Source organism: Robertkochia flava (assembly GCF_020166515.1).
Lineage (GTDB): Bacteria > Bacteroidota > Bacteroidia > Flavobacteriales > Flavobacteriaceae > Robertkochia > Robertkochia flava.
In genome coordinates this window covers 174,164-190,208 of record NZ_JAINZT010000002.1, presented here as the reverse complement: position 1 = coordinate 190,208, position 16,045 = coordinate 174,164, and the positions used below count along the sequence as shown (strand labels likewise).

At 50.1% G+C, this 16,045-nt stretch carries 11 protein-coding genes; 4 read left to right on the top strand and 7 right to left on the bottom strand.

The window, feature by feature from the left end:
• Window positions 1-223: 223 nt before the first annotated feature.
• Window positions 224-1,162, bottom strand: a complete 939-nt coding sequence (locus K7R11_RS01345) for a carbon-nitrogen hydrolase family protein (protein ID WP_224488051.1) — start codon at window positions 1,160-1,162, stop codon at window positions 224-226.
• 134 nt (window positions 1,163-1,296) lie between these two features.
• Window positions 1,297-1,809, bottom strand: coding sequence for a c-type cytochrome (locus tag K7R11_RS01340; protein WP_224488049.1), 513 nt, complete (start codon window positions 1,807-1,809; stop codon window positions 1,297-1,299).
• 404 nt (window positions 1,810-2,213) lie between these two features.
• On the opposite strand from K7R11_RS01340, the gene K7R11_RS01335 reads away from it, so the two are divergent.
• Together K7R11_RS01335 and K7R11_RS01330 are read left to right on the top strand one after the other, a co-directional pair.
• Window positions 2,214-2,516 (top strand): hypothetical protein, encoded by a 303-nt coding sequence (locus tag K7R11_RS01335; RefSeq protein ID WP_224488048.1) that lies wholly within the window; start codon window positions 2,214-2,216, stop codon window positions 2,514-2,516.
• A 320-nt stretch (window positions 2,517-2,836) separates the two neighbouring features.
• Window positions 2,837-3,079: a hypothetical protein gene (locus K7R11_RS01330; RefSeq protein WP_224488046.1), complete on the top strand. Its 243-nt coding sequence runs from the start codon at window positions 2,837-2,839 to the stop codon at window positions 3,077-3,079.
• Between the two features lie 117 nt (window positions 3,080-3,196).
• Here K7R11_RS01330 and K7R11_RS01325 read toward each other — a convergent pair whose 3' ends face one another.
• The 4 genes from K7R11_RS01325 to K7R11_RS01310 form a co-directional block, all read right to left on the bottom strand.
• Window positions 3,197-3,553: a hypothetical protein gene (locus K7R11_RS01325; RefSeq protein ID WP_224488044.1), complete on the bottom strand. Its 357-nt coding sequence runs from the start codon at window positions 3,551-3,553 to the stop codon at window positions 3,197-3,199.
• 563 nt (window positions 3,554-4,116) lie between these two features.
• A complete protein-coding gene (locus K7R11_RS01320; RefSeq protein WP_224488042.1) occupies window positions 4,117-6,132 on the bottom strand; it encodes a M13 family metallopeptidase in 2,016 nt (671 codons plus the stop codon).
• Between the two features lie 717 nt (window positions 6,133-6,849).
• Entirely contained in the window at window positions 6,850-7,974 is a 1,125-nt protein-coding gene (locus K7R11_RS01315) for a glycoside hydrolase family 130 protein (protein WP_224488040.1), read from the bottom strand.
• Between the two features lie 269 nt (window positions 7,975-8,243).
• Entirely contained in the window at window positions 8,244-10,103 is a 1,860-nt protein-coding gene (locus K7R11_RS01310; protein WP_224488038.1) for a DUF4139 domain-containing protein, read from the bottom strand.
• A 683-nt stretch (window positions 10,104-10,786) separates the two neighbouring features.
• On the opposite strand from K7R11_RS01310, the gene K7R11_RS01305 reads away from it, so the two are divergent.
• Window positions 10,787-11,248 carry a (2Fe-2S)-binding protein gene (locus tag K7R11_RS01305; RefSeq protein WP_224488035.1) on the top strand — a complete coding sequence of 154 codons (462 nt, stop codon included), beginning with the start codon at window positions 10,787-10,789 and terminating at the stop codon, window positions 11,246-11,248.
• The gene (locus K7R11_RS01300) at window positions 11,245-13,419 is read left to right on the top strand and encodes a xanthine dehydrogenase family protein molybdopterin-binding subunit (RefSeq protein WP_224488033.1); all 2,175 of its coding nucleotides are present in this window, start codon (window positions 11,245-11,247) and stop codon (window positions 13,417-13,419) included. The genes K7R11_RS01305 and K7R11_RS01300 overlap by 4 nt, the downstream gene beginning before the upstream one ends.
• Window positions 13,420-14,005: 586 nt before the next feature.
• Here K7R11_RS01300 and K7R11_RS01295 read toward each other — a convergent pair.
• On the bottom strand, window positions 14,006-15,355 hold the full coding sequence (locus tag K7R11_RS01295; protein ID WP_224488031.1) for a serine hydrolase domain-containing protein: 1,350 nt from the start codon (window positions 15,353-15,355) through the stop codon (window positions 14,006-14,008).
• Window positions 15,356-16,045: the final 690 nt, after the last annotated feature.

Sequence of the window (16,045 nt, the reverse complement as noted above, 5' to 3'; positions counted from 1 at the left end):
TACACCAACTAAACAATGAAAAGCCCGGATGAATTTCCGGGCTTTTTTATGGAATGTCTTCGCGAACTTTTCCCCGGAAAGTGAAGCGATCTTTTATTCCAATGGGCAGCGCTAATAGCGGCAACGGGTTGGTTCAGTAAATATTCACGACATCTAAATAAGGAAACATTTTCCTGACCCTTTCTAAGGGGGAGGTGGTTCGGTACGTCCGAACCGGAGGGGGTTAGTCTTTCTTCTTTAAAACCCCCTGCCGTTCTGTATTCAACTGCAACTGCAGTACATCCGGCCTGGAATAGTGGCCTGAAGGATCAAAATTCTGCCGTTCTTTTAAAACTTCAGTAATGTCCAGTTCAGCGGTAAACAAACCTTCCACGCCTACAACCGGTTCCAGTACCCATTCTCCATCCGGTCCCGCAATACAGGACCCGCCGTTTGCAGGAGTATCGGGAAGCACTTCGATGAGGTCTTCGTAATAGGGGGTATCTTCGGGAATATCCTTTTCAGAGAGCAGTCCGCTAACGGATATGACGAACGACCGGGATTCTTTCGCAATAAACCTGGTAATGTCTTTGGTGTTACTGAGGCTGCCTGGCCATACCGCGATGTGCAGGTTCTCCCCCTGGGCGTAAAGTGCTGCCCTGGGCATGGGCATCCAGTTCTCCCAGCAATTGAGTCCGCCCACGGTGAATCCTTCCAGGGAATGGGTTCGGAGTCCGTGACCATCTCCGGGCGACCACGATAATCGCTCTTCATAGGTGGGTTGAAGTTTTCGGTGTACAGAACCTATGGTGCCGGTTTTGTCGATATAGACCAGGGAGCAATATATACTGTGTCCCCCGCGATCTTCGGGCCTTTCAATGATGCCTAAGTATACTGCAGTGGCTGAACTGCGCGCTGCCTCACACACGGGGTCCAGCTCTCCCTTCTCCAGGCAAACCGCATGGTGAAGGTAGTGGGCATGCATCACTTTATTGTGTTCGGCCTCGAACTCAGCCCCCCTGAAATGCGCCAGCCAGAAGGGATACCCGGGCATCAGACCCTCGCCGAACACTACGAGGTCTGCTTTTTCCGTACCGGCCTTTTGGATGTAGGAAACAATTTTATCCAGGGTGTTTTTCTTGTCGAGCCATACCGGGGCCATCTGTGCGAGGGCGACTTTCATATGTCTTTGGGTTAAGGGTTACACCTGCCTGCCTTACCGCCAGGTAGGCAGGAGTTACGGGTTACAAGTTACGAGGAATTATGAATGGGGAATCAGCTGTCTTTACTCTTTACTCCTGGACCTTGATTCCCTCCTTACCTCAATGTCCTCAAATATTCCAGAATGGCCCTGGCATCGGCTTCACTGAGGTTCTGGTTGACCATAACCGCATTTTTGTACTCGGCCAGGAGCTCCTTCGCCAGCGGATCCTTCATGAGCATTTCCTGTGGATTCAGCATAATGTTCATGATCCATTCTGGACTGCGTCTTTCGGTAATGCCCTGCATTTTAGGACCGAGCATGTTGTTTTCCACCTGGTGACAGGCAACACACTTGGTACTGTAAAGCAACTCCCCTTTTCGGGTCATTTCCAGGTCCAGGTTGTTGTCGAGGGTAAGGTTTTTAACAGGGCCAATTCCCTTGCTGTTCTGGTCAATGCGTTCCGAAGGTTTATCGGTATCGTCCGTGGTATCTACAGCAATGTTGTTGTCCTTAACAGGTTGCTCATAGGAGAAACCGTTGTCTTTCTTCTTTTGGGTATCACCTCCACAACCCGGCGATACAAAAAGGAATCCAAGAGCCAGAACGAAGGAGAAAAAGGTTTTCATAGGAATGCATTTTGATAAGGGTGAAATTAGGGTTTTATGGCCGAAGCGTTTATGATGAATGTCAGTTGGGGAAGCAGGGAGGCGGGGAGACAGGGAAATGGGGATGTGGGGATGTAGGGATGTGGTGATATGGGAAGGTTTTATTATAAATGATAGATAATCTCGTACCTCCGTACCCCTTTACTTTCGTGCCCCCGTACCCCTGCCTGCGGCAGGATTTCCTCCCGCAAAGGACGGCAGGCTCGTACCCCCGTACCCCTGTACCCCTGTACCTCCAATCCATCATCTATAATTTATAATCCCTACTTCCCCACATCCCCGCCTCCCCGCCTCCCTACATTTATGGAAACCCGTAAGGAAGGCAAAGGGGTTCTTTATAAATTCATCGCGTTAAAACCATACCCATGACCCTGAAACAAACCTTTAAGGAGTACCTGGAGCTGGAGTTGCCTATAGGCGGAGGTGACGGCAGCAGCGCCGAAGAGGCCATTGTGATCAATGACCCTTCCTGTGATATCCACGAATTGCAGTCGGAAGTAATGGAAAATTACTATGCGATCAAGGAGTATCCATGGAAGCTGCTTATGCGTCGCCTGGATCGTATAGAAGGCAAGCCGGTAGATGTGGTGAAGGCCGGATATATTAAAAATGGCAACACCTATGTTCAGGATTGGTATTTTGATCTGACCGGGTTAAAGTTGTTCTGACCTGCAGACAGGGCCGGACGATTTAAAGATAAAATACACGTTGGGCACCACCCGATCTCCGGAGTGCTCCGGAATCCCAACCTCCCCCTGGTTTAACTACCAACTATGTTTCCCAAAATACAACCTAAACTTTCCAAACCGAACCGGGGGGATTTTTTTACGAAAGGAGCGTGCTCATATTCCATTAACGTTATCCGTTAGATTTTTCGGTCTGTTTGTAACTCTCATGAGCCCAGATGTATATGACGAAAAATTTATAAGAACAAAATACGTTATAAAAGATTATTTTCTATATTTAAAGGAATAGACACCCAATCACCATGTCCAAACGGGCCATCATCCAATTATTCATAGGAACGCTGATCATTGCGGGCACGCTGAGTTTATTCAATTCTTATATGGCCATGTCCAAGATGGAGCGGATTCGCAAGGCTTTTTACGAAGAGGCAGAACGCGCCTATGTTCTGGAAAAGCGGGAGAAGGATCTCAGCGAAGCCTTAAAACGAACCCAAAAGGAACTCAATAAGTGCAAAGGCCTCGGGAAAGCGGAAAATGCCAGGTGATAAGCGGAGGAACTCACACGATTATAAACGGTAAATTTTAGATAATAGATTGGATGGAGGAGCACCACCATTCAACATTCATAATTCACCATTTTTATCTCCTACCGGTTTTGGAAATTACATAGAAACTTCACTAACAACAGCATTCGGAGAAAGACATGCTCCCCACCGTTCCACTAAAAACACATGCATTTCCCGCCGCTTTTCTTTTTCCAGAAAACGGACGTTCAGGAATTCCCTTATTGCTGAAGGCAGTGGACGGGGAATCTCCGGAAACACCTGGAACGGATCAAAGGCAAAGGCATCCCACAGGGTTTCAAAGTCCGGATACAACTTTCCTTTCCCTCGTTTGGGCACCTCATCATAGAACTCCCCTGTAAACCAGAAGTAATATTGCTGATCGCCCAGGGTCAGTTCATTTATGGTAATGCTCTTCCCGTCATCGGTTAAGGTGAGTATCTTTTTAGCTTTCATGGGTCGGTTTTTTCGGTTGTTGGTTCGGATTCAGGGGAAATCCACTGCAAAACTAAACCGCTTTGTCATGATTCCCTTACGGGATTCCGGAAATGGTTGATTGGGGATGTAGGGATGTAGGGATGTAGGGATGTAGGGATGTGGGGATGTGGGGATGTGGGGATGTGGGGATATAGGGATGATAGATTTTAGATGAAGGCCGGTCCTGGATGATTTGTCTTTGCGAGGCGGCCACAGGCCAACGAAGCAATCTTTCAAATGGAGAACGAGTGCAATGAGGTGGTTTTAATAGGCATTGATGTCGCTTCAAAAGATCGCCACGTCCCGACCCCGATTACATTCGGTCTCGGGACTCGCGAAGACACCTAGGTATGTCATTGCGAGGCGGCAGGCTCGTACCCCTGCCTGCGGCAGGATTTTCTCCCGCAAGGGACGGCAGGCCCGTACCTCCGTACCTCTGTACCTCCGTACCTCCTTACCTCCGTCCCTTCAATCCATCATCTATAATCTATAATCCATAATTGATAATCCATAATTCCCCTGAGCTTTAGCGAAGGTGCTCGTTACCAAACCACGATCCGATCTTCCGGCGCTAGGTACATGGCATCCCCGGGTTGCACATCGAAGGCTGTGTAGAAGGCAGGGGTATTCATCAGCGGACCGTTCACCCTCCAGATCGGTGGGGAGTGGGGGTCGTTGTTGATCCAGTAGCGCAGGTATTCCTCCTTCATCTTTACCCTCCAGATCCTGGCGATCGACAGGAAGAAACGCTGATCAGGGGTGAAATCCCCGATCCTGGTGGTATCCTGACCCTGTGCGGTCATCTTAAAGGCATCAAAGGCGGCGGCCACCCCGCTCACATCGGCAGTGTTCTCTCCTACGGTCATTTTTCCGTTGATGTGCAGGGTATCGAGCACGGTAAAGCTGCTGTAGAGGTCAGCCACGGCTCCGGTCCTCTTTTGGAATTGTTCGTAATCTTCTTCGGTCCACCAGTTCTTCACATTTCCTTCCTTATCGTATTGCGCGCCCTGGTCGTCAAAGGCATGCGAAAGTTCGTGTCCGATAACCATACCTATTCCGCCATAGTTCAGGGCATCATCGGCATCATTGTCAAAATACGGGGGTTGCAGGATGCCTGCGGGGAATACGATCTCATTGGCACTGGGGTTGTAATAAGCAGTAACCGTGGAGGGAGTGGTGTACCATTCTGTTTTATCCACAGGCTTCCCTAGTTTATCAAGGTTGTACTGAAAATCTGCAGCAGAGGCCGACACGACATTTTCGAAATAGGTGTCGCGACCGATAGCTACAGCGCTGTAATCTCTCCAGGTATCCGGATACCCGATCTTTTTGGTAATGGCAAAAAGTTTTTCCTTGGCCTGGACCTTAGTGCTGTCCTGCATCCATTCGAGGTTATCAATTCGGGTGGCATAGGCCTTTTGTACATTGTTTACGAGCTCCAGCATACGCGCTTTGGCCGATTCCGGGAAGTATTTCTTCACATAGATCTGCCCCAGGGCTTCGCCTAACATGCCGTCGATCTCAGATGCGATCTTTTCTCCCCTCGATCTCTGAACAGACTGACCCGAAAGGACCTTGCTGTATTCGAACTGGGCATCCACAAATGGTTTGCTCAGGTAATCCGCATAATTAGTCATGGTATGGGCCTTCAGGTACACCTTCCAGTCTTCAACCGGGATAGTCGTTAACAGGTCGTTCAGACGGTCGTAATATTCAGGCTGACTCACATCCATAGAATCGATGTTGGCACCCAGGTTATTCAGGAATTCCTGCCAGCCGATGTTGGGCTGTCTTTCTTCCAGTTCAGTAACAGCGAATTTATTGTAGTTGGCTTCCACATCCCGCCGTTCTACCCGTGTTCTGTGGGCTTCGGCCATCTGTTTTTCGATATCGTAAACCAGGTTCGCCTGTGTTGCAGCGGTGGCAGAATCGCTTCCGGTTAGTTCAAACAGAGTAGTTAAGTATTGTTTATAGGTTTCCTGTATGCCCAGGGTAGACGGATCGGTCTTAAAGTAGTAATCCCTGTCCGGCATGCCGATCCCGGTTTGGGTGGCATGGGCAATATTCATAGAACTGTTCTTGTCGTCCGGTCCGGCGTAAAACATCATCAAAGACGGATTGTAGACCTTGAATTCATCCGCAACGAATTGCATCATGGTACTCCGGTCACTGATGTTGTCAATTCTTGATAACACAGGGGTCAACGGCTCAGATCCCCGTTGGTTGATGGTAGTGGTGTCCATACCCGAGGCGTAGAAGTCGCCTACCTTTTGGGCCATACTTCCTTCGGGATTCTCCTGTTGAGATACGCTGTCCAGTAAGTTCATTAAACGAATCCGCTGGGGGAAGTTCATAAAGCGGTAGGCTCCAACCCCGGACTGGGATGGCGGTATCTGTACCGAATCGTACCAGATGCCATTGACATGACGAAAGAAGTTATCGCCGGGTTTGATGGAGTTGTCGATCCCTTCGATCATAACGACTTCCTTTTTCTCCTCCGGGGAGGAGCAGGCCACCAGGGTGGCAAGTGCTAATAGTAGCAGTGAGATATTTTTCATGGTTGGTTTTTCTTGTTAAAGCCTTCAAGTTAGGGATTTATTCTGATTTGGGAGTCGTTAGTGGTGAGTCGTTAGTCGGGAGTCGGGAGCTTGCCTGCCTGTGCGGAGCGCGGTAGGTCGGGAGTCGGGAGCTTGCCATCCCTAACGGGAGGAGATCCTGCCTGTGCGGAGCACGGTAGGTCGGGAGTGGTTAAAGGAGTTAAGTGTCTTCGCGAGGTTTATTCAATAAACCGAAGCGATCTGCCTTTACTTTTTATGGTATTTTGAAATGACCCCTCCCGCTCTCCCTTTTGTCCCCTCCCAACGGCGAAGCCCTCATGAGCTCCCGTGAAATAACATGTATGCGAATAAAAGGATGAAGGGCGAGCGGAGTCGTGTTCGCGTGGCGGCCGCAGGCCAACGAAGCAATCTTTTTAATGGATGGCGTGGGCAATGAGGTGGCAATAATAGACATTGAGGTCGCTTCAAAAGATCGCCACGCTTTTCTTTAAAAAGCTCGCGAAGACACATTGGAATGTCGTTAGGAGGCTGCAGTCAGATAAGCTCATACCCCTGCCTACCTGGAGGTACGGCAGGATTTCCTCCCACAAGGGACGGCAGGCTCGTACCCCCGTACCCCCGTACCCCCGCACCTTCAATCCATCATCTATAATTCATAATCAATAATCCATAATCCCTCCTGTCTCCCTGTCTCCCTGCTTCCCCACTTCCCCTAATCTATAATCCCGATTTCAAAACCCCCACCATCGAATCGGCAGTCCCGTAGTACAAATACCAGGCATTTTTGAAATACACCAGTCCTTCGATAAAGGTGGTGCCGTCTTTGTATTGTCCGGACTTTTCAAAGGGGAGTTCGGGTTTAATGAACGGATGATCGGTGCGGTCGAGGAGCTTCCAGGGTTCCCTGGGGTCAAAGAGGGCCTGTCCGCCGGAATAGGTGCGGTTACCAAGGTCTTTTACGCCCAGGCTTTGGGAGTTCCCCGCATTGTAGAGTACGACGATGCCTTCGTCGGTAAGCAAAGGCGGAGGTCCGGCTTCCACCAGCCAGGAATCAAAATATCCCGGCCGCGGACTCAGCACCGGTACCAGGTTGCCATCTTCGTTTTCCAGGGGTGTCCAGTGGATAAGGTCATCGGAATGGGCCAGCCAGATGTGGGGCACGCCGAAGTACATCCAGTACTTGCCATTGATCTTTGCGGCAACCGGTTTGTTGTCATCGTTGAGCCGGGTAACAATAGCCCCTGATTTGGTTTCCCGGGTATGGTATTTCCCTTTTTTATAGTTTTTAAAAATAGGCCCGTGTTTCTTCCAGGTTTTCAGGTCGGTCGTGGTAGCTACCGCCAGCCTTGGCACCTCCCGGTTCCACTGGGTATAGGTAAGCACATAGAGGCCTTCCTCGGTTTCCACGATCCGGGGATCTTCCGTCCCTCCCGGCCATTCGTATTTTTGCTGCTTATCGGTATCCGGGTAGAATACCGGTTCGGGGCTTCGTGTATAGTTCAGTCCATCGGTTGAAACGGCCAGTCCCAGTCGGGAGGTATGCCTGCCAATTTTGTCTTCCCCCAGGTCTTCCTCGGCCCTGTAGAACACAAAGATCGAATCGTTCCGAACGATCGCTGCCGGGTTAAAGGTGGCCTTGGATTCCCATCGGACATCCTCCCCGCTTACCGGATCTGTGAACGCAGAGGTGGGGTTTTTGGTGATGATGGGGGCTTCATTGGTGAAGCGTTGGAAGGGGCCGAGTGTCCAGGGTTTTTCTTGGATTTGCTGTGCTTGTATTCCCCATATAGACAATAAACAAAGTAAGGTGAATGTAAGTAACAGAATGCAGTTTGATTTCATGATCAGGAGATTACGGTACTATATAAAAATACATTATTTCACAGATCGGCACACAGTAAGGAAGATTTGGATAGGATTGCCTAATCCAAGGTTTTGAATTTACGGGGCAATAAGAAACGTCTTTGCGAGTACCTGTAAGGCTGGCCCGTGGCAATCTCCTTAATCGTGTAATGAATTTAAGCTTAACAAAACCTTGAATTTAGCTGGGGAAAGTAGTCCGATCTCTCCATTCCCCACCTACCGTCTTTCAGTTATGGCGGCTAAGCTCCCTACTCCACGATCACCGAATTCCGCTTCGGGTATTTCACTGTGTATTCCAAAATGAGTTCTTTCTTTTCTGAAGGGTCCAGTTCCAGTTCCCATTGTACCTCCCCGGTAATTTCATCCAGCTTGCCTCCTGACAGTTCTTCCACTTCCACATCGATCTCCTCCAGTCGCGACAGGGGCACCTGGTCGAGTACTACAAGGTTGATGTCGGTGCTCTTGTTGTTCTTTACCGAGATCTTCCAGCGTCGGGTTTCTTCTTTCTTGCTGCCGAAGAATTTTTTCCCGGACAGGTCCAGGTCTTTTTCGCGGTTGATGCTTACATTTTTATCCCTGCCTAACGACAACTCCAGGGCTTCGGTGGCATAGCGGACATCGAGGATCGACTTGCCTACATAGGTGTTTTCAAAGAAGATGTTCGCTTCGCCTTCCAGAAGGTCGTATTGCTCCCAGTCGGTTACCCGGGCGATCAGAAAGGCTTCCTTTTCGATCTTGGGGACGGCATAATAGCGGTAGGTGGCCGGTAAACTGTAGCGTACCATTTCCACCGTGCGGCTCTGGTTGTCGGAGGCAATTGAATACGGCATGTCGATCTCAAAATCGACCGTGGTCTGATTTCTTACCGTTTCCAGGGGAATGGTGCTGACAGTTCCGCGGATGCTGACCCCGGCGGCCCTTCCTTCCAATGCCATATCCTTATTTCTTTTGTTTCCATACCCGGTGACCACCACCTCTTCGAGTGCCTGGCTGTCTTCCTGCAGGGTTACATTGATCACCGGTTGGCGCGCGGGAATGTCCTGGCTTACCATGCCGATAAAGGAAAAAGTAAGCACTGTGCCCTCCCCGGGAATGGCGATGGAATAATAGCCGTCAAAATTGGTTTGTGTACCTATGGTACTTCCCTTTACCACCACATTCGCTCCGGGTATGGGCTGACCATTCACGTCTCTTACGTATCCGGAAACTTCTTTGACATTTTGTTCATAGCTTGGCGGTGGAGTATTGTAATCCAGGTACCAGGTGCGGAGTTCAGGAGCCGTTCCGGAGGTATTTGGATTGGCAGAGGAGAATTTCAGCCTCACATCCTTCCAGTCTACCTTGGTGTCTTGTCGTACATTGGCCTTATAGGCAAGGGTGACGGGCTGGTTTACATTGGTGGCGCGGATGTCATAGGAAGGGTGCCATCCTGCATTGCTCACCAGGTAGTTCAGGGTAATGGCTGTTCTTCCCGCCTTTTCGGCCTTAACCTTTACGATAATTTCTCCGCTGGCAAATTCCGTTTTTCCGTAGATACTTCGGATCTGAACTTCCAGCGCTGCCTTCTCTTTGTTGAGGGTTCGCAACGTCTTTTCCCGTTCTAAGGCTTCCAGCTTCAGGGCGGTCAGGGAACTGCCATAAAACTCTGAAGCCGAACGAAGATCACCGGCCGTCACCGCCTGGTTGGTTCCGCCAATATCCCTGTTCTCCTGTAAAAAAGCGATTTTTTCAGCAACGATCTCCTGGTGGGTCCTCTCCAGGCGGATCTTATCATCGATGTCTCTCCGTTTATCCTCTAATTCCGAAAGTGTTTTTGACCTTTCCAGGGTATCCAGCTGATTCTGCTGATGGTTGGCCGACAGGACCACCACTTCATTCCCGGCTTTTACCTGAATACTTTTCCCATTGATAAAGGGAGAAAGGCCGGTGAATTTTAACAGGGTTATCCCCGGAGCGATGTCGATGGTCTTGTTCCGGCTCACCTGGGCCCCTTCCAGGAATACGGTAACCTCACTGATGTCGGTTTCAACTTTTTGTTCTTTCGTCTCTTGTGACCACACCATGAGGCTGAACACACATAGCAGCAGGGTAAGGAAATGCTTTATCATTTGGAATAGGATTTTAATGTTGAGGGTGAACAAACAATATCTGTACCAGAATATATCGAATGAATATAGAAAATATTTTATTAGGGAGGTAGGGAGGTAGGGAGGTAGGGATGTGGGGATGTTTGATTATAGATGAAGGCCGGACCTGGTTGATTTGTCCTTGCGAGGCGGCCGCAGGCCAACGAAGCAATCTTTCTAACGGTGGGCGTGAGTAATGAGATAGTTTTAATGGGAATTTAGGTCACTTCAAAAGATCGCCACGTCCCGATCCCGATTACATTCGGTCTCGGGACTCGCGAAGACACTCCGGAATGTCATCGGGAGGCTGCAGGCAGACAGGCTCGTACCCCTGCCTACCTGGCGGTACGGCAGGATTTCCTCCCGAGAGGGATGGCAGGCTCGTACCACAGTACCCCCGTACCCCCGTACCCCCGTACCTTCGTACCCTCGTACCTCCGTACCTCCGTCCCTTCAATCCATCATCTATAATTTATAATCCATAATCCTTCTTTAAGCATTTAGGTCACTTCAAAAGATCGCCACGCTTTTCTTCGAAAAGCTCGCGAAGACAAGTTTTTTACTGACTCCCTACCTACCGTGCTCCGCACAGGCAGGCAAGCTCCCGACTAACGACTCCCCACTAACCAAAAAATCGTAACTTCAAGTCAACCAACAAACTATTTATGGAAACGATCTCCTTAACAGTGAACGGAAACCCCGTTCAACTCGATATCGACCCCGCCACCCCCTTGCTCTATGCCCTTCGTGAAGAACTGCAGCTCAACGGACCCAAATTCGGGTGCGGACTCCAGCAGTGCGGGGCGTGTATGGTGCTTCTGGATGGGGAAGCCACCCCGTCTTGTGTTTTGCCTATTGCTGCAGTGGAAGGCAAGGAGGTGACCACCCTCGAAGGCCTCGCCGGCAAAGATGGTAAGCTGCACCCGGTACAGCAGGCCTTCCTCGAAGAACAGGCCGCCCAGTGCGGGTATTGCCTGAACGGAATGGTAATAAATGCCGTTTCTGTACTCGATGCAAACCCTTCGGCTACCGAGGCCGAGATCAGGGAAGCCCTTGACATCAATATCTGCCGCTGCGGTACCCACTCCCGTATTTTAAATGCCATCTTAAAATCCCGGAAGTCATGAGCAACAGAAGAACTTTTATCAAGCAGGCTGGGAGTATTACCATCGGATTTTCCATCCTCGGACCCATGGCCTGTACCACGGAAAATAAAGACCTGTCCTTGGGGGAAGTGCCCGGGGTACTTACGGATCCCGATCGCATCGATTCCTGGATCCGGCTCCTGGAAGACGGACGCATACAGGTGATCACCGGGAAAATGGAGCTGGGGCAGGGCCTGTCCACAGCCATCCTCCAGGTCGCAGCCGAAGAACTCAATACCTCCTTTGATACCCTTTCCCTCCAACTGGCCGAAACCGGGGTGACGCCCGACGAGGGGATCACGGCCGGAAGCCGGTCGATGGAAACCAGTGCGATGAGCGTGCGACAGGCAGCAGCCTGTTTGCGGGAAATCCTCTTTGGTCTGGTAGTGGAGGAGTATAAAACGGAGGCCGAAGGACTGGAAATGGAAAACGGGGCGGTGATCGTGAATGGGGTCTCACTTTCTTTTGCCGAGATACTGAATGGCAAGAAGATCGAAAAAACCGTCTTTGAACCCAGGGAGTACTACGGAAAAACCCGAAGAAAGTTTGTCGGGCAACCCATACCACGACCTGATCTTGAGAAAATGGTAAGGGGAGAGGCCTTCTATGTGCAGGACCTTCGCTTTCCCGGGATGGTGCACGCCCGTATCATCAGGCCTCCTGCCTATAGCGCAGCTTTGGCCGGTGTAGATGAAGCCACCGTATCCGATAAACTGGGATTTGTACAACTGGTGCGTAAAGGCACCTTCCTGGCCGTTGTGGCAGAAAAAGAATTCCAGGCGGTGCAGCTCCAGCGTGTGTTAGATGGTAAGGTAACATGGGAGATTGGGGAACCGCTTGAACAACCTGAAGACCTCAAAGCATTCATAAAATCCCTGCCACAGGATTCCAATACCGATGAAGATAAGGGCGATTGGGAGAGGGTTAAGGAAGGGGGAACCCTTGTTAAGGCCTCCTATTCCAAACCCTGGATCATGCATGCCGCCAACGGTCCGTCCTGCGCGGTGGCCCTGTTCGAGGAGGGAATGCTCCATATCTGGTGTCACAGCCAGGGGGTGTATCCGCTTCGGGAAACCATCGCTAAAATGGTGGATCTGCAATTGGAAAAAGTGCATATCAAAGGGGTCCCCGGTTCGGGGTGCTACGGGCATAACGCTGCCGATGATGTCGCGGGGGAGGCGGCCCTGATCGCTGTGGAGATCCCCGGGAAACATGTGCGCCTGCAGTGGATGCGAAATGAAGAACACGCCTGGGAGCCCTACGGCACGGCCATGGTGATGGAGCACGAGGCGACCCTCGACAGTAATGGAAAGATCAAAGGCTGGCATTATGAGCTGTGGAGTGATGCCCACTCTACCCGTCCCACTTCCGGGGATCCGGCCAACCTCCTTCCCGGCCGCTTCCTGGAGCCCTCTTTCGGAACACCGGGACAAGGGTGGAGAGGGGGTGCCATTCGCAATGCACCACCTATTTATAACACGGATGCGTTCCGACTGACCTCCCATATCTACCAGGGTCCGCTGCGGGTGTCGGCCCTCCGAAGCCTGGGCGCCTATGCCAATGTATTCTCCATCGAATGCTTTATGGACGAGCTGGCGGAAAAGGCCGGACAGGATCCTTTCTCGTTTCGCCTGGCGCACCTGAAAGATGAACGGGCTATTGCCTGTGTAGGTCGTTTAAAACAGATCACCGCTGCTGTCACTCCGGGAGAACGACAGGGCCTGGGGATCGGCTTTGCCCGCTACAAAAACAGTGCTTCCTATTGTGCGGTAGCCGCCCTGGTGGAGGTAAACGACGGACTCCCTGTGGTAAAACAGATGTGGAGTGTTATCGACGCCGGGGAATGCATCAATCCCGACGGACTCATTAATCAGACGGAAGGAGGTATGATCCAGTCGGCCTCATGGACGCTGAAAGAAGCTGTGAAATGGAATGAAACCCATATCTCGTCTATCGACTGGCAGAGTTATCCGGTGTTGCGATTTAAGGAGATTCCCAAGGTGGAGGTGGAGGTGATCGACCGGCCGGAGCTGCCGCCTTTAGGTGCCGGGGAAGCGGCCCAGGGGCCTGCGGCGGCTGCGATTGTTAATGCGATTTATAAGGCGACGGGAGTAAGGGTTAGAGACCTTCCTGTTGGTAGAATATCTTCATAATATTTGGCTTTTCATGAATTCATATATGTTCATTTTGCCTTGATGCAAAACGAACCAAAAAATCAAGAATATTTGAGGCAATTTCTGCTACGCAGAACCGCTGCTAAAACGGCGCTGCATGCTCTTTTTTTCTTCGCTTCGCTTCGAAAAACGCACTTCCGCTTGTTTTACAGCGTATTGCTGCAAATATTCGGTTTCCTTCTATTGGCGAAATCTTTCTATATAATTGGCTTTTCCCTGCTCCCTTTAGGGCAGGGGAAATCAGGGAAAAGCTTAGGTATTTGCAGCTGAATGTAGGGTCACTGGAAGAGGATTAAAACAACATTTTATTTCACGGGAGCTCATGAGGGCTTTGTCGTTGAAAGGGAAAAGAGAGAAAGGGACAAGGGATTTAGTTCCGGCGAAAACAATTCATTCATAATCTATCATCTATAATTTATAATCAATTACCCCTGTAACTTGTAACCTTTGTAACCCTTGTAACCCTTGTAACCCTTGTAACCCTTGTAACCCTTGTAACCCTTGTAACCCTTGTAACCCTTGTAACCCTTGTAACCCTTGTAACCTCCTTAACCTTCCTCCCTTCTCACTTTTTCACCAACTTATAATACCCAGCAACTTCTTCTACGAAGAGGGTGTCTTCTTCAAACCGGAATTTAGCACCCTCCCTGAACCAGGTGGTATTCCCCAGGTAGGTTAACACAGTGTCCGGAGTTTCGGCGTCTTTCGGTTGCAGGATGATCCCGTCTTCGAATCCTTCTACCCTGAGGTTAAGCATGAGTCCGCGGACCTGGCCTTCGTAGGTGCCGGTAAGGGTTTCGGTATTGGTGTCCAGGTCTTTTGTTACAGGTTTCTGCGGGGTCACCAAAGTATCGATGAGGGCCTGGGTAAAACGGCCGGGACCGTGAGGACCGGTGGTGTTTACCAGTCCGATCACATAGAGGTTTTCTTCCGGCAGGTACCGGGTATCGCTCAGGAATCCGTTGATTCCTCCCCCGTGACTTATCTCCAGGTAGCCATTTGACCTGTGATTTGTTACGCCCATGGCATATTGCAGGGGTGCCCCATTGTTCAGCTTTTTAGGAGTGATCATTTGCCGGTATAAGCTGTCAGGGAGTACCCGGCCTCCATGCAGGGCCTTCATCCAGGTATACAGGTCTTGGGTGGTGGAGCACAGTGAGCCTGCGGCATACGGCCAGGTGTGATCCAGGTAAGGTTTTTGCTCCAGTCCGTTCTCCCCCATATTATAACCATATACCTTGCCGGGAGTCACCTTAGTGGAAGAGCAATAGGTGGTGTGGTCCATCCCCAGGGGATCAAAGAAGGTTTCTTTAAGGTATTCTTCATAGCTTTTCCCGCTTACCTTTTCAATGATGAGTCCCAGGAAGAAATACCCGGAGTTATTATAAATAAGCGCCTCTCCGGGTTCAAAAAGAAACGCTTTGGATTCGACCAGCCTTACCAGGGTGTCTCTTGGGTGAGATTCCAAAGATAGTTTCCAGAATTCCGGGATCTCGGTATAGCTGGGAATACCTGAGGTGTGATTGAGCAGCTCATCAATAGTGATCGTTCTTCCTTTTGTGTCAAAGTTGAGGTATTTGGTAAAATCATCTTCCAGGCTGATTTTTCCATTCTCCACAAGTTTCAGGATGGCTGCTGCCGTAAATTGCTTGGTAACCGATCCTATTTCAAACTGCGCATTTTCGGGAATAGGACTCTGTAGTTCCAGGCTGGCATACCCATAGGCTTTGTCCAGTATCATGCTGTCTCCCTTTGCAATCAGCAGGGCTGCTCCGGCGATCATCGAACTATCGATACTGGCCTGTGCCAGGGAGTCGGCGTAGGTTTCTGTGATATTGGAATTCTGCGTTGTGGTTTGCTTGCAGGAAATGGTAAGAAGCAGGATCATTGATAATACCGGAAGTATGAATCGCATAAATACATCATATTGAGATTATTATCGTTAAAAGTAAGGTTTTTTTAAGCATGAAACCATAGGGTGGGGGTAAGCTATTTGATGAGGGGGGGTGGGGATAATGTAAGAGGCAATTCTGATTGGCGAGTAGAGATTGATTAATAAAGACATGTCATTGCGAGCCTGCCTTCCTGGCCGGAGGGCAGGCAGGGAGGGCGTGCCCGACGTGGCAATCTTTTGGTTGTAGTTGAGAATTTAAATACTAATTGGGGTACTTTTGGGGAGATCGCCACGCTTTTCTTTGAAAAGCCTGTCTGCCGTCATGCAGGCCTACCTTCGGTAGATAAACTCGCGAAGACGGATAGTCTTAATTGCCATCCCGCCACCTGGCTCCATCGCTAAAAAGAGCCACAGGCAGTTTTTTTAACGCTCGGCCCTCGCTTGTTTTACAGCCTATTGCTGCAAATATTCGGCTTCCCTTCTATTAGCGGAATCTTTCTATAAGAATGGCTTTCCCCTGCTCCCTTTTATTCGCATACTTGTTATTCCACGGGAGCTCATGAGGGCTTCGCCGTAGGGGAGGGGAAACAGGGGGAAGCTTCGTCCGGGAAGCCGCAGGCGGGGTCATCGGAAGATGAAAAGAGAGAAAGGGACAAGGGATTTAGTTCCGGCGAAAACAATTCATTCATAATCTATCATCTATAATTTATA